We start from the raw sequence: 15,952 nt of genomic DNA, 5'->3' as shown, positions 1-15,952 counted from the left end.
TCGGAAGATAGGAAAGATCGTTGGTCGAGACTTAATGTCGAAGGGGAGGGGCAGACCCCGAAAAGGTAAATAATGGTCGCTGTCCCTATTTCCCCTCCTATTTTCCCTCCAAACCTTGACTTATAATGATAATATAATTATAATAGAAATATGAATTCAATATCGTTTGTTTGGGATAAAAAGAAGGCAAAGGAGAATCTTGAAAAACATGAAATATCTTTTGAAGAGGCTAAAACCGTTTTTTCCGATCCAAATGCGAGAATGATTTTTGACACAGAGCATTCAACTGATGAGGAGCGATTCATTCTCCTTGGAATAAGCTCCGGATTAAGGCTACTTGTTGTATGCCATTGTTATCGCCAAGATGACATGATTATTAGAATCATTTCCGCCCGCAAGGCGACCCGGAATGAACAGAAACAATACGGGAGTTTTTTATCATGAGAAAAGAATACGATTTTTCAAAATCAAGAAAGAATCCTTATGCGAAATATCTTAAGAAGCAAGTAACACTTCGCCTGGGGATTGATGTTATCGACTATTTCAAGAAGCTTTCCGAGGAAACAGGTGTTCCCTATCAGAATCTCATAAACTTATACCTGCAGGATTGCGCGCATTCCCAAAAAAAATTAAAATTAAAGTGGGCATCATAATGAAAGACTTAGTTAACGCTTGGGGTCGCATTTGACGGAGGGTCCCTGTTTTCTCCGAGACTTGATGGCGAAGGGGAGGGGCAGGCCCCGAAAAGGCAAATAATGGTCGCTGTCCCTATTTTATACACGTATCGCCTTCCTTCAACCGGGATTCCGCCGGAACTCCCCGGCTTGAAAATCTTGACTGTTTATCCGAAAAATGGTAAAAACATGCATTCATTTTGTTGGAAGGTTCTGTGTGCCGCTGTAGCTCAACGGTAGAGCAACGCATTCGTAATGCGTAGGTTGGAGGTTCGATTCCTCTCAGCGGCTCCATGACCTTTTTCCGCTTTTGATCCCTTCGATCAGGACTTCATTCAACATGGCCTACAGGGACCTTCGGGAATTTGTTCGGATACTGGAAGAACGGTCCCTTCTGAAACGGATATCCGTTGAGGTCGACCCGGTCCTGGAGATTACCGAGATCACCGACCGGGTCTCCAAGTCCGGCGGACCGGCGCTCTTTTTCGAGAAGGTCAAGGGTTCTCCCTGGCCCCTTCTGATCAATGCCTTCGGGAGCATGGAGCGGATCTGCCTTGCGCTCGATGTCGACTCGCTGGATTCAATCGCCGTCCGGATACTCGAAATCATTGAACCGGAGATCCCTCTCAATCTCATCGGTAAGCTGAAGCAGTTGCCGAAGCTGAAACGGCTGGCCAACTTCATCCCCAAGACGGTCAAAACCGGCCCCGTGAAGGAGGTGATCGAGAAGGATCATCCTTCCCTCGCCGACCTTCCGATCCTCCAGTGCTGGCCCGGGGATGGCGGCAGATTCATTACATTGCCGCTGGTCTTCACCAGAAACCCGGTTACGGGCAACACGAACTGCGGGATGTACCGGATGCATGTTTATGATGAGCAGACCACGGGGATGCACTGGCACATCCACAAGCACGGCTCGAAACATTACCAGGATTCGCAGCGCCGGGGGAAACGGCTTCCCGTGGCGGTGGCTCTCGGCGCGGATCCGGCGGTGATCTATTCGGCGACGGCGCCGCTTCCCGATGATTTCGACGAGATGCTCTTCGCCGGGTTTCTGCGGGGGGAACCGGTGGAGATGGTCCCCTGCGAGACGGTCGACCTCAAGGTCCCGGCCCATGCCGAGATCGTTCTCGAGGGGTATGTCGATCCCGGCGAGACCCGGACCGAGGGGCCTTTCGGTGACCATACCGGTTATTATTCACTGGCCGAGGCCTATCCGGTTTTTCACCTGACCTGCATCACACGGAGGCGGGAGCCGCTCTATCCTGCGACGATCGTCGGAAAGCCCCCGATGGAGGACTGTTTCCTCGGCAAGGCGACGGAGCGGATCTTTCTTCCCCTCCTGAAGAAGCAGCTTCCGGAAGTGGTCGATATGAACCTCCCCCTGGAGGGGATCTTTCATAACATCGCCTTTCTCTCCATCGACAAGCGTTATCCCGGTCATGCCAGGAAGGTGATGCACGCCGTCTGGGGGACCGGGCAGATGATGTTCACCAAGATGATCGTGATTGTCGATGCCCAGGTGAACGTCCAGGACACCTCCGAGGTCCTCTGGAGGCTGGGGAACAACGTCGACTGGAAACGGGATGTAGAGGTGGTGGAAGGTCCGCTCGATGCGCTCGATCATTCATCACCCCTTCCCAGGTACGGCGCCAAGATCGGTATCGACGCGACGAAGAAATGGCCTTCCGAAGGGCACCTGCGGGAGTGGCCCGGCGATATCGTCATGAGCGGGGAGATCCGGGATCTTGTGACAAAGCGGTGGAAAGAATACGGTCTGTAACCGGAGGCGGTGGTGATGAGAAGATTATCAGGGATGACGGTCCTGGGCGGGGTCCTGGCCGGTCTGCTTTTTCTTTTGCTGATCCCCTCCTGCCGGATGGTCCGGGAATTGATGAAGGGAGTGGAGCTCCCACGGTATATGCAGGTCCGGCGGTCCCCCGAACTGAAGAAGACGGAGATCCGTTCAATCGCCGTGCTTCCGATGATCGCGCCGCCGATCGCGAAGGCTGACCGGCAAAAGGAGGATCTGCTCTGTTCCTTTTGCGGCAGGCCGGTTGCGGAACACCGTAATTTCCGCGAAGCGGGGGAACGGATCTCCTCCTATCTGTATGAAGACCTGCGCAAGGTGGCTCCCTACAGGGTGATCTCTCCCGAGAAGGTTCATCTCCGGCTTGCCGTGGAAAAAGTCCCGCCGGAACGCTACAGGAATCTGACCTTCATCAAGAGGTTCGGCAGGGAACTCGGTGCCGATGTCCTGGTCGTGGGCGAGGTGCTGAGGGTACGTGAACGGCGGGGGGGGCGCTATTCGGTGGTGGAACCGGCTTCCATTTCCTTCCGCCTGGTTTTGTACCGGGTCAAAGACGGCCGGGAAATTTTCAGCGTTGATTATGATGAAACGCAGCGGCCGCTGAACGAGGAACCGCAGCGGTTTTTCCATCCTTCCAGGATCCGCTTCCGCTGGCAGACGGCGGAAGAACTTGCGCGGGCGGCGGTGAAGGAGGTTGTCAAGGTCTTCCCCGGCGTGCAGCCCGCTCCGTAATTCTCCGTCCGGTTTTCCGGCGGGACGGTTTTTGTCAGGAGGTTTCTTGTGGATCAGGTACTCTTCGCTTTCTTGGGCGGGTTGCTCTCCTTTGTTTCCCCCTGCGTCCTTCCTCTCGTTCCGGCCTACATCTCTTTTATCTCAGGCGTCTCCGTGGAGAAACTAGTGGAGAAGGAGAAATCCGCCCCGATTCTCTCCGGTGTCTTTTTAAGCTCGCTGCTCTTTGTGGCCGGATTTTCCCTTGTCTTTGTCCTCCTGGGGGCATCGGCGACCTTCTTCGGCCGCCTTATCGGCAGTCAGATGGGGCTTCTGCGCAAGGCGGCCGGACTTCTTCTCATTGTGTTCGGCCTTCACACGATGGGGATTTACCGGATCGGGTTTTTGAATTACGAAAAACGGCTCCATCTGAAAACCGGGAAAAGTTCCTATCTCCAGGCCTTTCTCATGGGGATCGCCTTCGCCTTCGGATGGACTCCCTGTATCGGCCCGATCCTGGCGGGGATCCTCTCGATGGCGGGGACGCAGGAGAGTGTTTCCTTCGGGGTGCTGCTTCTGTCGGTCTACGCCTTGGGGCTGGGCCTTCCTTTCCTGTTGACCGGCCTGGCCACCGGTTGGTTCCTGAACTTTTTTGAACGTGTGAAAAGACACTTCAAGGTTGTGGAGATCGCGTCGGGGGGGCTTCTGATGATCATCGGGGTCCTGATCCTGACCAACCGTCTCGGGATCCTCTCCGGCTGGATCATGAACCTTTTCCCGTCACTTTCGAGACTCGGTTAAAACAGGAAAATTAACCTCCTCACGGTTCATCCTTCTTTGCCCGCTTAATCATTGGATCGGTCCGCATGACACAGAATCTCAGGGGAAAATTTAAGAATCTTCCGTAACTGTTTCCGATCTTCACGGTAACGGCCGGTCTTTTCCATGGAACGGCGGACCCATTCGAGGGCTTTGTGGACCATTGGGGGGGGCGCCGGGTCGCCGCCTTTGATCATGTCATCGGCTGTCCGGCGTCCTCAATGGGGGGGCGAGAAGATGCAGAGGAGGCGCCGTCCACGCTGCATCAAAGACGATCACTTTGTTATCACCGTCAAATTTTATTGTCAGCAACAGGAATTTTTCGGTGTTCCGGTAATTGAAAAACCGAGGGTCTCTGAAAAATCAATGGTGGAGTTCATGAGCATGACATTGGCCTCGGGGGTCAGAAAGACCTTTAGGTCTCCGAAGGGTACAGTTTGGTCGCCGTCACGGGCGTCCTTGGCAATATCCATCGCCAGAGAGGGGCCTCAGCCCCCGGGGGCGGTGAAGAGTCGGATCCCCTGGTCGGCGGTATTCCTCTCCTCCAGAATCTCCTTGAATTTCTCAATGCATTTTTCGGTCAGGGACAACATGGAACATCTCCTTTGATTCGTTCTTTAATCATAATTCACCATGTGGCAAAATGTAGCATTAACCAAAAGCGGTGTCAAACCGAAAAAAAAAGCCACAGCCGGAATCTTTGTTGTCGTGACTGGATACGTCCTGAAATTTTCCTTGCAATCCTTTCTCTGATGACGTATGTTGACCCACGCAACGGAGGGGGGGGTAGGCTCAGCCTGTTTGCCATTTTCCCTTCGTTGTTTCCCCCGACAAAAGATTCTGTTATTTTCTGCAATAGATAATTGAGAGGCGGGGCTGCGTTGAGGTCCTGTTGTGAGCCCTTCTATAAATTCAAGGAGGCGATATGATCAAAGAAGGCACGATCGTGCTGCTGATGGTTTTGTTCTGTGTGCCGGCGCCGTTGTTCGCCGTTGACATGACCGGCAGTTCCAGGACCTATTTTCAGGGCCGGGAGTCTTACGATGGTGACACCTATCTCCCTCTCTTTGAATATCTCGACTTTTCCCTCAATGATTTCGCGAAAGATGAGTATTCCTTCCACTTCGGCGGCTGGGCCCGACGTGACCTGAACAATCAGAAGAGTTTCGATGAGCGGAATGCGAATCTCGACCTGCAGTATGCCTACGTCGACTTGCACCGGGATACGGCGAATACCGTTGTTGACTTTGGCCGTGTCCCGGTCTACGAAGGGGTGGCTTCGGAAAGCGTTGACGGTCTTTATGCTCGGAGTGATTTTCTCCACGGTTTCGGCGCGGCGGCTTACGGGGGGGTCCCCGTGGAGACCGATTTCGATACGCGAAGCTCCGACAGGATATTCGGGGCCCGCGTCTACCGGCGGCAGCCGGGGCTGTACCAAGTGGGAATTTCCTACCTGAAGGAGCGAAACAACGGGAGCGATTTCCGTACGGAGGAGGGACTCGATCTTCATGTCCATCCCATGGAGAAAGTTGAAGTCTTCGGCCGGTCGACCTACAACGGGGAGACCACGGGATGGATGGAGCATTCCTACACGGTCACTTATGTGCCTCTCGATGAACTCCGGCTTATCGGGGAGTTCGATGACGTCGATTACAAGAACTATTTTGCCGATGTCGACACCCATACCACCGGGGTCTTCGATATGGGCCTCGGTGTCCTCGATCCCGACGAGAAGATGCTGGAACTCGGTCTCCGGGGGGAATACACTCTCCGGGACGACCTGGTTTTGACTGCGCTCCTGCGAAACTACAACTACAGTGTGACCGACAATGCGAACTACTATGGGGCGGGACTGACTTGGCAGTCCGAGGATGAAATGGGGGGCGGCTGTTCTCTTTACAGGATGGACGGGCAGAGCGATGCCCGGCGTTACTATGAATTCCGTGTCTACGCTTTCAAGAAATACGACAAGGCGGATGTCACCCTCGATCTTTTCAACGTCCACTATGATGCCTCGATCAACGGTGACTCCAACGCTTTCTCTTTCTCGGTCGTCGGTGGATACGCCTTGGGAGAGAACAGCCGCGTCTCCGCGAATATCGAATATGGGGATAATCCGACCTATTCCACGGATCTCCGCCTCTTTGTGAAGTATATCCATAATTTCGATATCTCCCCGGTGAAGATGCCGAAGATGAAAATGCCAAAGCTTGCATTGTCGGATATTCATCTGCCGGCATGGACGTTTCCCTTCCCATGGAAAAAGGACAACGGTTCCGCGGATTCCGGGGCGGACGATTCAACAAAGGAGAAGACGGAATGAACCGGACGACCCTGAAATTGACGCTCATTTTTATGGTCCTCTTTTCGGGAGGACTTTATGCCTGTGCAACCATGGACAGTATCCTCAGGGAGCACCCGATACAGTTTACGCAACCGCCGATGTGCAGCGAATGTCATGAGGATTTTCGGGCTTCTTTCAGTCACACCTCCGATTGGGACATGCGGCATAAATACTACGCCGTGCAGCAGAAGCGGATCTGCGACCTTTGTCACAAGGAATCCTTCTGCGAGGATTGCCATGCCAACAAGGAAGAAATCAAACCGAGCGACAAGTTCAAGGATAAACCGAATCGTTTCCTCCCTCATCGGGGGGATTACCTGACACAGCACCGGATCGACGGCCGGATTAACCCGGCGCCCTGTCTCAAATGTCATGGCCGCAACAACAACGAGAGGTGTAAGGCATGCCACAAATGAAGCGACTCGCTCTCCTCTGTTTGTTCCTTTTTATGTCCGCCTGTAGTAGCCCGAATTCGGGGAGCGTCTTCAGTCCCGAAGGTGCGGATCACCCTTCGAACTGGGTGCAGGTCCATGGAAAGCATTATGAAAAGGACCCGGATCAATGCACGAAATGTCACGGGGATGCACTGACGGGGGGGCTTGCCAAGGTGAGCTGCAGTACGGCGAGCCGCAACGGGATTACCTGCCATCCCAACGACCCGCCTCATCTTGAGACCCTGATCAATTCCGACGGTACGGTCCGTTCCGACAATGCGAGGCTCCTCTGCGGGAAGTGCCATGACCTGAAGGACTTCTTCAATCAGCAGCGGTTCAAGTGTCAGCGATGCCATTCCGATCCGTCTGATCACAGCGATCCCTTGAACGGGGTCATGAAGGAAGCCTATCCTGAACCGTTTCCTTACGGGTTCGGTACGGCCCCGGTCGTGGAGAGTCACTCTTCGGAGAATGTCGGGACGGAATATGGCAACTGGCACATCGACTGTGTGACCTGTCATAACCCCCATTCCCAGGAACAGGACCGGGCAAAGGGAACGCATTTCGGGAAACTCCTCCGCGAGGATATCACCTATACAAACAATGTGACCGGCGAAACCGTCGGCGGTGAGGTCCAGGTGAACGATCTGACCGATACACCGTTAACGGGGGAGTCGGTCCCGTCGGGGAAATCGATCTGCGAGGTTTGTCATACCCGGACGATTCATCATCGCAACGATGGGAGCGGGCCGGGTGACCTGGACATCGATGGTAAACCGATTGAACATGGCGCCGACCGGCCCTGTACCGATTGCCATACCCATGACGGAGGATTCAAACCCGAGGTCAAGACCGGACATCCGGAAGGATGGGTCAATGTTGCCGACAAGGGGGGGAGTCACGGCCCGAGCTATCTTGCCGACGCGCAGGATTGTACGAAGTGCCACGGAGCGGATCTTCTGGGCGGCATCGCCAAGGTCGGGTGCAATACCCCCGACCGGAACGGGATCTCCTGTCATCCGTACGATCCACCTCATATCGCCCCGTTGAAGAATCCCGACGACACGATCCGTTCCGATAATGCGGCACTCCTCTGCGGGAAGTGCCACGACCGGAACAATTTCTTCAATGACCAGCGTTACAAGTGTCAGCGGTGCCATTCCGACCCGGACGACACCGACCCGTTGAATGGCGTTATGAAGGCGGCCTATCCCGACGCTTTCCCCTACGGTTTTGGCTCTGCTCCGGTTGTCAAGACCCATTCCTCGAAGGTCGTGGGGACGAAGTATGGTAATTGGGACATGGGCACAAAGAATTGTGTGACCTGTCACGATCCCCATACCCAGGAGCAGAACCGGGCTTTCGGCACCTCCTACGGGAAACTGCTCCGGCGGAACATTTCCTATGACAATACCGTGACGGGCCAAACCCTCACGGGAACGGTCACGCTCACTGCTTCATCGGGGACCGACTCCTTCGCCGACGGGGCGCCCCATGATGAGAACATCTGCGAGATCTGTCATACCCGGACCAATCATCACCGCAATGACGGACAGGCGCCGGGTGACCTCGATTCTAACGGGAACTATGTCGGGCATAACGACGGGGCGAACTGTATGGCCTGTCATCCCCATGACAAGGGAATGAAGCCTCAGTGCGGCACCTGCCACGAGGTTCCGCCGAAGACGGGGACCCACCTGATTCATTTCGGGGGGAGCGTGGACCAGGCGGTTTACGGAAGCACGAAGATCGCACAGGATGTGATCTCCCAGTCATCGGTCTACCTGATGAACTGCGGGAACTGCCACCCCATGGATATCCTGAAACATATGGACGGTGTCGCAAACAGTGGCGGAGGTTCGGCGGAGATTGAACTTTATAGCCCGAATGCACCGGCGGGCTCTCTCAAGGCGAAGAACCCGAAGACTGCGACCTACACGCCGGGGACTCAGGTCTTTGTCGATGATGGAGGCCGGATCCCCCTGACCTACACGAAAGGGACCTGCAGCAATGTCTATTGTCACAGCGAAACCGTGACGACGACGACGGACGCCGTGCCGGAACCGACCGTTGTTGACGGGAATATCATCTATCCATTGATCTACGATCCGACCTGGCAGAGTCTCGTTGTTCAGACCCGCCGTTACCGCACCCCGCAATGGGGGGTGGATCAGTTCGGCTGCAACGGCTGTCACGGTTTCCCGATCATCAATGATGCGTCCGTCGATTCCGCCGGTGCCGGTGACAGTCACGGATGGCGTGATCAAAACGGTGACGTCAGCCTTCATGCCTGGAATATGGGATTCGGCCCACTTCAGTGTCGGACCTGTCATTACGATACGGTACGGGATGAGGCTCCATGGACCCAGGATGCACAGGGGGAGACGACCTTCGAGAATGTCGATATATTCAACAAGGCCAAGCATGTCAACGGCACAAAAGACGTGGTGTTTACGCCGGATCCGGTGACCCTGAAGACCCCCCAGGATCTAAGTACCGCTTCCTTCGATCCTGCTACGAAAACCTGCACCAACGTTGCCTGCCATCAGAACCAGACATCGGTCACCTGGGGGTCTCCTTACCGCTATACGGTCAGTGCGGAATGCAACGTCTGTCATCAAGCGAGGTGATCTTGCTCCGCACAGTGCGCAAACGAAAACGCCCCCTTTTGGGGGCGTTTTGAATTCCGGATGACGGAAATCGGGTCGGATGGCCTATCTTACGTGTACCGACTGCAGATAAGCAACGATGTCGTTGATGTCCGTACCGTGGAGTACCGGCCAGGAAAATCCGTAATCCCGCATCTTCTTCATCATCTGCGGACCGTGATTCCAAATGGACTGTGTCAGACTGATCACCGAGATCTTCGGTAACCGGGCCAAATTGGGACCGATCGTTCCGGCCCGTCCACCGGCGCCGACGGTATGGCAGATGACGCAGTTTTTTTCTTCAAAGACCTTTTCGCCGCGGGAAGGATTCCCCGGGGGGTCAAAATATCGGACGGCAAAAAGATAGGCAATGATGTCGGCCATTTCCTGGGGACGGATATCCTTCCGGGGGATCCGGCGGATCTTCATCATTTTCATCATCTCCGGAGAATGGTTCCACATGAGGGCCGCCATGCCGGCCAGGGTCCGGGGAAATTTGATCTTCCCGAAATCGGGTCCCACATGTTTTCCTTTCCCCTCGATGGCGTGGCACTCGATGCAGGCCTTTGTCTTGAATAATTTTCTTCCTTCCACGGGGGCGCCCGGCTCCAGGTGATATTCTTCCTGGATCTTGCCGCTGATGCTTTGGATATAGGCGACAAGGTTGACCATGTCTTTGGCATTCAGAATCGGCCAGGGCAGATTCTTCTTTCGCATCTCTTCTTCCATTCGGGGGGCGTGAACCCACATTTTCTGTGCCCAGACGATCGGGTTGATATAGACTCCCCATCGCGTCAGGTCCGGTCCGATCGATCCGCCTTTCCCGAGGATGGAGTGGCAGGTAGTGCAATTCCTGGCCGTGAGCAGCGCTTTTCCCTGTACCGGGTCGCCCGGTTCATCAACATAGCGGATAAAGTAGAGGAAAGAGAAAAGATTCCCCATTTCCTTTTTATTGATCTTTTCGTAACGGATACTTTCTTCCTGCATCTTTTCCCACATGGTGGGAAGGTGGTTCACGATATTCGTGGCGAGCTGCCCCTCCGAGAGGAGGCTGATATGGATCCGTCCCAAGTCGGGACCGATGGTCCCGTCTCCCTGTCCCCAGATGGCATGGCAGTGAATACAGTTTTTGGAAAGGAACAGTTTCCAGCCGCGGCCGGCATCATCAGGGAAGACGAAGGAGACATCCCGTTCAACGGCGTTTACGACTGTGGGGATGAAAAAGAATTCTCCACAGAAGAGAAACAGAAGGAGAAAGGACAAGCTTGATCGAATGTTCCTTTGCGTTTGAGTCGTTGCTTTTTGTTTCATAACGCTCACCTCCTTGTTGATCAGCGTATGCTTCATGAATCCCCGATCAAGGGTTCCACCTTGGGGATGGCGGGGGTGCCGGCATCCGTTTTGTCCGGGGTCGGGTTGCCCGGAAGATAGGTCCTGACACGGGCCGCCACTTCCGATACGGCATGCTTGCGTCCTTCCTGAATTTCCCAGACGGAGACGATGGGAAAGAACTTGGTAAAGAGTACATAGCAGAGAATAAAGGCCGCAAAACAGCCGGCGAGCAGAGAGAGTTCGACCCAACTGGGGTGGTAGATTCCCCGTTCGTAGGGGAGTCGGGGGTTGGCCAGGGTCGGCACGACGATAATGAACCGTTCCAGCCACATTCCGACGGTAATCGCGAGGGAGGCGAAGACCATTCCCGTCATGGTCCGCATCTTCCGGTTGCTCAGGAAGATGACGGGGATCACGAAACAGCAAACAACCATTCCCCAGAACTCATGCCGGTATTCCCCGGTGAACTTCGACCAGAAGACCTGCATGTGTGCAGGTTCGGCTCCATAGAAGGTTGTCAGATACTCGCAGAAGGTGAAATAAGTCCAGAGCAGGGTCATGACGAAAAGGAGAATTCCCAGATTCTGGAAGTGAATATCTTTGAGATAGTTCTCCAGGTGATAGACCCATCGGATTAAGGCCATGGCGACAATCAGAGCGGCAATGCCGGAATAGATTGCACCGACGACGAAGTAAGGGCCGAAGATCGCGGAATGCCACATCGGCTGGACGGTCATCCCAAAGACGTAGGAGACCACGGTATGGACGGAGACGGCAACGGGAATGACGAGAATAGCCATAACGGCAATGGCCTTCTCCAGGCGGTGCCACTGCTTGGGTGTCCCCCTCCAGCCGAGGGCAAGGACGGAGTAAAACCATTTCCGTTTTTTCACTTTGTCCCGCATCAGGGCGATGTCGGGGATCAGGGGAAGATAGAGATAAACGGTGCTGCCGGTCAGATAGATCGTGATACTGGTGACGTCCCAGAGAAGAGGGGATTGAAAACGTCCGAACTTGATGATGTAGAGGACCCGGTCGGGGCGACCCAGGTCCATCAGAATGCTGGCGACGCCGAAGAAGATGACCATGACGGTAATTACCTCGGCGGAACGTGTGATCGCACGGCGCCACTCCGCCCGTGCAATCCGGAGAATGGCGGAGATCAGGGTCCCTGCATGGCTGATCCCGATAAAGAAAACAAAGTTCGTGATATAGAACCCCCAGTAGACAGGCCGGTTCAACCCCGTGACGCCCAGGCCGTTGCGCAACTGGTGGAAATAGGCGACCAAGGACCAGGCCACGACGGCGGAGAGGAGCACAACCGTAATGTAAAAGTTCCTGTGGGATTCCTGAATCGGTTTCAGGAGGATCTCTTCATCCTGTTCCAAGACCTTTGCCAGATCCATTTCAGACTCCTTCGCTTAAATAGATGACTTTTGGACGGGTCCCCAAGTCTTCCATCAGGCGGAAAGAACGTTTACTTCTTGCAAGAATGGAGACGACTGATTTGGGGTTGTCGAGATCACCGAAATACATCGCCTCGGCCGGGCAGGTCTGTACACAGGCGGGAATGTAATCATCCGGCCCCAGTTCTCTTCCCTCAAATCGGGCCTGATCCCGGGCCTTCTGCAGACGATGGGAGCAGAAGGTACATTTCTCCACAACACCATCGTAACGAACCGAGACATCGGGGTTGAGATACCGCTCCATCCCTTTCGGCCAGGTCGGGTTGAACCAGTTGAAAGATTTTACGGTATAAGGGCAGGCGGTGGTGCAGTAGCGGCATCCGATGCACCGGGGGTAAATCTGTCCTACAATACCTTCCGAACTGATCTGGGTGGCTCCGACCGGGCAGACCTTGGTGCAGGGGGCGTTCTCACAGTGCATGCAGGGGAGGGGGAGGAGCCGCATTTTGGTGTGGGGAAATTCTCCCTCGATAAAGGGGATCATCTCCATCCAGTGGATGTTGCGTCCTTTGGCAGCGGTTTCCGGGTTTGCATTCGGGATATTATTCTCCGCCTGACAGGCGACGACACAGGCCTGACAGGCCGTACATTTGTCCAGGTCAATGACCATGCCCCATTTCGGCATCTTCTTCTCCTTCCTCCATTACACTGTTCTTTCAGGTCGGGTTACGGATCAGCCGTGCACGGGACCGGGCGTATCGAGTTTTTCCCGTTACCGGTTCCCGTTTTGTTTGCAGGAGCCGGGGGACATTTTCTCCGATCCCCGCCGTCCACCGTCCGCCTGCTTCGTGGCCCAGGCCCACGGGGAGATTGATGACGTGGGGCATTACTCCTTCAAAGAGGCGTGCCCGGGCCCGGATCTTTCCCCGGGAAGACTCTACGGTGACCCACTCCCCGTTCCCGATGCCCTGTTCGTGCGCATCCTTCGGGTTGATTTCCACCCAGGTATGCCAGCTCTGATAGAGATGGAAGCCGGTAATGTCCTGCAGCCAGGGTTCATTGGTATGATGCAGATGGCTGAGGATCGGGATGACATAGGGATGGATCTCGAAAGGGTAGCGTTCTTCGTTTCTCCCCGGTTTTTCGGTATTTCCGTGGGGTAGCGCGCCGGCATCGGCACGTTTCATGTTTGCTGTCTGCGGCATTGCATTCAGGGCAAGGTCCCTTTCCGTGGCCCCGAGGCCTTCGAGATACTTCTTGACCGTCAGACTGAAGAATTCAAAACGGCCGGAGGGCGTACTGAAGACCCGGCGCCATTCATAGGGATAGTAGACGGGGTCCCACCAGCCGCCCCGTTCCCGAAGTTTTGACCAGAAGTTGTCGAAAGTCTCCCTGTTCCGGACCTTCCATCCACTCTGTTCCAGTAATTTTGTCCAGAGTTCTTCCAAGGGGGCTCCGAAAGGTTCGCCCTGACCGGTACGATGCAGCTTCCTGACGGCGGCCTGAATGATCCCTTCCGGATGGGAGGCGGGAAAGGCCTCGGCGGGACTCCCACCCAGCTTCCTGGAGAGAGCCGCAAGAACTTCGACGGTGTCGCGCGTGTTGAATACGGGTGGAAGGACGGGGCGGCTCAGGTTGACCACCGGATTCCCCTTGAGCGTGTAGGTCGCATCCAGATCCCATTTTTCCAGGTAGATGGAGTCGGGCAGGATCAGATCGGCGTATCGGGTGGTCTCATCCAGGAAGGAAGAGAAGCTCGCGATGAAGGGGACCTCTTTAAGAGCGGCCTGTAGTTTGTCCGGTTCCGTGCTGTCGTAGAGGGCGTTTGCGTGATGAAGAAGGAGAATCTCAACGGGGTAGGGTGTATGCTCCAGGATTCGATCCGGGATATTTTCCGGAAGATCGGCGGTCAGGGAATCACGACCGGTACCGGCGCCGTCGATCCTCGGTTTTGAAAGCCCCTGCCGGGCGACGGCGTCCGGGGTCTGTGGAGGCAAGGAGAGATCCGGTTGCTTCGCATTGGAACGGATGCCGCCGTCCTTCTGGATGTTGCCGGCCAGGGCATTCAGGGCGTGGATCGCCATTCGGTTATAAAGCCCCGGATTGCCCACGCCGAAGGCGTCGTTCCCGATGGCGAGCGCCGGACCGTGATCGGCAAATTCACGGGCGATCCGGACGATCGTATCCCTGGGAACCCCCGTTGTTTTTTCTACCTGATCCAGTGGATATTCCTGGATCACGAGGGTTTTGAATCCCGGATGGATCGTTCCTTCCGAATCCGCCCAGTCCTCAAAGCCGAAGGTCCTGTTCCGGAGAAAGGATTCATCGTAGCGTCTTTCGATGATCAGGACGGACGCGATCCCCATGGCCAGAACCCCTTCCGTTCCGGGCTTGACCGGGATCCACTGATCGGCCTTGGCCGCGGTGACGGAGAGTCTTGGCTCCACCTGGACCAGTTTGCCGCGAACCCCCTTTCGTTCTCTTCGGAATTTTCCATAGGCCTGGTAAATCTGCACGGGAGACCAATGATCTTCGAGGAGCCCGCTGTTGAAGGAGAGGATGTAGTTTGCATTTTCGATATCATAGGTGATGCCGGCCCCGGCCCCCTGCATGAGTTCAACCGCCGGGATGAAACCCCTGGAGAGATCCGGCCGGCTGGTAATCAGGTTGGGAGAACCGTAAGCTTCCATGAAACGGGAAGTTGCTTTTCCTGCCAGTCCCTGCCGAATGCCGGAAAGCATCACGAGAGACTCCGGCCGTTTCTTGTTCCTCAAAATTTTTAATTTTTTCTGCAGGGTTGTCAGTGCCTTGTCCCAGGAGACGGATTCCCATCGGTCTTCTCCCCGTTCACCCTTCCGGATGAGGGGACCCCGAATCCGATCCGGGTCATAGAGGAACTGCAGACCGGACTGCCCCCGGGCGCAGAGCCTTCCCCGGTTGATCGGGTGGAGGGGATTGCCGTCGATCTTTACGGCCCGGTTGCCGATGACCCTGACCAGGATGCCGCAACCGCCCTGACATTGTCGGCAGACGGTGGGAACCCATTTCTCTTCAGGGGGACGCAGAGACAGATCCTCTTCCCCTATCTTGAGTGCTTCCGCCTTCCCGAATCCTTTCGGGGGAGGAAACAGACCGTATCCATACGCCAGGGCGAAGGTGGTGGAACCGCCTAAAAGCTTGATAAATTTTCTTCTTTTCATAATTATTCTTCCCTCGCTTGATCAACGATGGCAGGAAACGCAATCCGTACTGGCCTTCAACTGCCGGTGACAGGAGAGGCAATAGCTCATGGAAATTCGCATCGGTGCTTTTCGAGGGGGTGTTTTGCGCATGGCCATATCTCCGTGACATTTCGTGCAGTCGAGTCCGGCAACCGTAACATGGCGGCGATGCGAAAAGAAAACGTGGGGGGGAACCCGGAAGAGCCGCTGCCAGGGGATTTCTTCCCCTCGTGAATCGTATTCCCGGATTTTTTCCTCCTCGGGACTGTCGGTCACGGCTTCCTCATGACAACCGATGCAGATCTCGACACTAGGGAGCGTCGCCCGAACCCGGTTTCGAACACCGATGTGACACATCACGCATTCCAGTTCCAGTTCCTGAGTGTGCTTGTAATGATTGAACTGAATCGGCTGTTCTACGGCGTATCCCTTCGCAGAGAAGAGAAGCAGGAAGGAGAGGGAGAAGAAAACCGGGGCGTTGACCATCCATATTTTGTCCATCATGCAGGGCTCCTTGCCTGAAAGTCCTTGGTGGCATGAATCGTTCCGACTTCTG

The 15,952-nt window shown here is 55.1% G+C and carries 14 protein-coding genes and 1 tRNA gene; 9 read left to right on the top strand and 6 right to left on the bottom strand.

What is annotated here, in order from left to right; genetic code table 11:
* The first annotated feature begins 150 nt into the window (after positions 1–150).
* The 6 genes from GXP58_00150 (at position 151) to GXP58_00125 (ending at position 3,993) form a co-directional block, all read left to right on the top strand.
* The gene (locus GXP58_00150; GenBank protein ID NOY52020.1) at positions 151–444 is read left to right on the top strand and encodes a BrnT family toxin; all 294 of its coding nucleotides are present in this window, start codon (positions 151–153) and stop codon (positions 442–444) included.
* Entirely contained in the window at positions 441–653 is a 213-nt protein-coding gene (locus tag GXP58_00145; GenBank protein ID NOY52019.1) for a BrnA antitoxin family protein, read from the top strand. The genes GXP58_00150 and GXP58_00145 overlap by 4 nt, the downstream gene beginning before the upstream one ends.
* Positions 654–893: 240 nt before the next feature.
* A tRNA-Thr gene (locus GXP58_00140) sits at positions 894–968 on the top strand.
* A 46-nt stretch (positions 969–1,014) separates the two neighbouring features.
* Positions 1,015–2,457: a menaquinone biosynthesis decarboxylase gene (locus tag GXP58_00135; GenBank protein ID NOY52018.1), complete on the top strand. Its 1,443-nt coding sequence runs from the start codon at positions 1,015–1,017 to the stop codon at positions 2,455–2,457.
* Between the two features lie 15 nt (positions 2,458–2,472).
* Entirely contained in the window at positions 2,473–3,216 is a 744-nt protein-coding gene (locus GXP58_00130; protein ID NOY52017.1) for a hypothetical protein, read from the top strand.
* A gap of 48 nt (positions 3,217–3,264) precedes the next feature.
* On the top strand, positions 3,265–3,993 hold the full coding sequence (locus tag GXP58_00125; protein NOY52016.1) for a cytochrome c biogenesis protein CcdA: 729 nt from the start codon (positions 3,265–3,267) through the stop codon (positions 3,991–3,993).
* A 44-nt stretch (positions 3,994–4,037) separates the two neighbouring features.
* Here GXP58_00125 and GXP58_00120 read toward each other — a convergent pair whose 3' ends face one another.
* Positions 4,038–4,208, bottom strand: coding sequence for a hypothetical protein (locus tag GXP58_00120; GenBank protein ID NOY52015.1), 171 nt, complete (start codon positions 4,206–4,208; stop codon positions 4,038–4,040).
* Positions 4,209–4,936: 728 nt separating this feature from the next.
* On the opposite strand from GXP58_00120, the gene GXP58_00115 reads away from it, so the two are divergent.
* Genes GXP58_00115 through GXP58_00105 form a run of 3 tightly spaced genes read left to right on the top strand, consistent with a single transcriptional unit; the run spans position 4,937 to position 9,419 of the window.
* Positions 4,937–6,334 carry a hypothetical protein gene (locus GXP58_00115; GenBank protein NOY52014.1) on the top strand — a complete coding sequence of 466 codons (1,398 nt, stop codon included), beginning with the start codon at positions 4,937–4,939 and terminating at the stop codon, positions 6,332–6,334.
* Positions 6,331–6,771 (top strand): cytochrome C, encoded by a 441-nt coding sequence (locus tag GXP58_00110; GenBank protein ID NOY52013.1) that lies wholly within the window; start codon positions 6,331–6,333, stop codon positions 6,769–6,771. The genes GXP58_00115 and GXP58_00110 overlap by 4 nt, the downstream gene beginning before the upstream one ends.
* Positions 6,768–9,419: a CxxxxCH/CxxCH domain-containing protein gene (locus GXP58_00105; GenBank protein NOY52012.1), complete on the top strand. Its 2,652-nt coding sequence runs from the start codon at positions 6,768–6,770 to the stop codon at positions 9,417–9,419. The genes GXP58_00110 and GXP58_00105 overlap by 4 nt, the downstream gene beginning before the upstream one ends.
* A gap of 84 nt (positions 9,420–9,503) precedes the next feature.
* On the opposite strand, the gene GXP58_00100 is transcribed toward GXP58_00105, so the two are convergent.
* The 5 genes from GXP58_00100 to GXP58_00080 form a co-directional block, all read right to left on the bottom strand.
* Positions 9,504–10,700, bottom strand: a complete 1,197-nt coding sequence (locus GXP58_00100; GenBank protein NOY52011.1) for a c-type cytochrome — start codon at positions 10,698–10,700, stop codon at positions 9,504–9,506.
* An 80-nt stretch (positions 10,701–10,780) separates the two neighbouring features.
* Entirely contained in the window at positions 10,781–12,175 is a 1,395-nt protein-coding gene (gene nrfD, locus GXP58_00095; GenBank protein NOY52010.1) for a polysulfide reductase NrfD, read from the bottom strand.
* A gap of 1 nt (position 12,176) precedes the next feature.
* Positions 12,177–12,860 carry a 4Fe-4S dicluster domain-containing protein gene (locus GXP58_00090; protein ID NOY52009.1) on the bottom strand — a complete coding sequence of 228 codons (684 nt, stop codon included), beginning with the start codon at positions 12,858–12,860 and terminating at the stop codon, positions 12,177–12,179.
* Between the two features lie 31 nt (positions 12,861–12,891).
* Positions 12,892–15,375 carry a molybdopterin-dependent oxidoreductase gene (locus GXP58_00085; protein NOY52008.1) on the bottom strand — a complete coding sequence of 828 codons (2,484 nt, stop codon included), beginning with the start codon at positions 15,373–15,375 and terminating at the stop codon, positions 12,892–12,894.
* Positions 15,376–15,396: 21 nt separating this feature from the next.
* Positions 15,397–15,900, bottom strand: coding sequence for a cytochrome c3 family protein (locus GXP58_00080; protein ID NOY52007.1), 504 nt, complete (start codon positions 15,898–15,900; stop codon positions 15,397–15,399).
* Positions 15,901–15,952: the final 52 nt, after the last annotated feature.

The sequence above is a fragment of the Deltaproteobacteria bacterium genome, assembly GCA_013151235.1.
Classification (GTDB): domain Bacteria; phylum CG2-30-53-67; class CG2-30-53-67; order CG2-30-53-67; family CG2-30-53-67; genus JAADIO01.
Note: the sequence above shows the minus strand (reverse complement) of the source record. Positions and strands in the feature narration are given on the sequence as shown.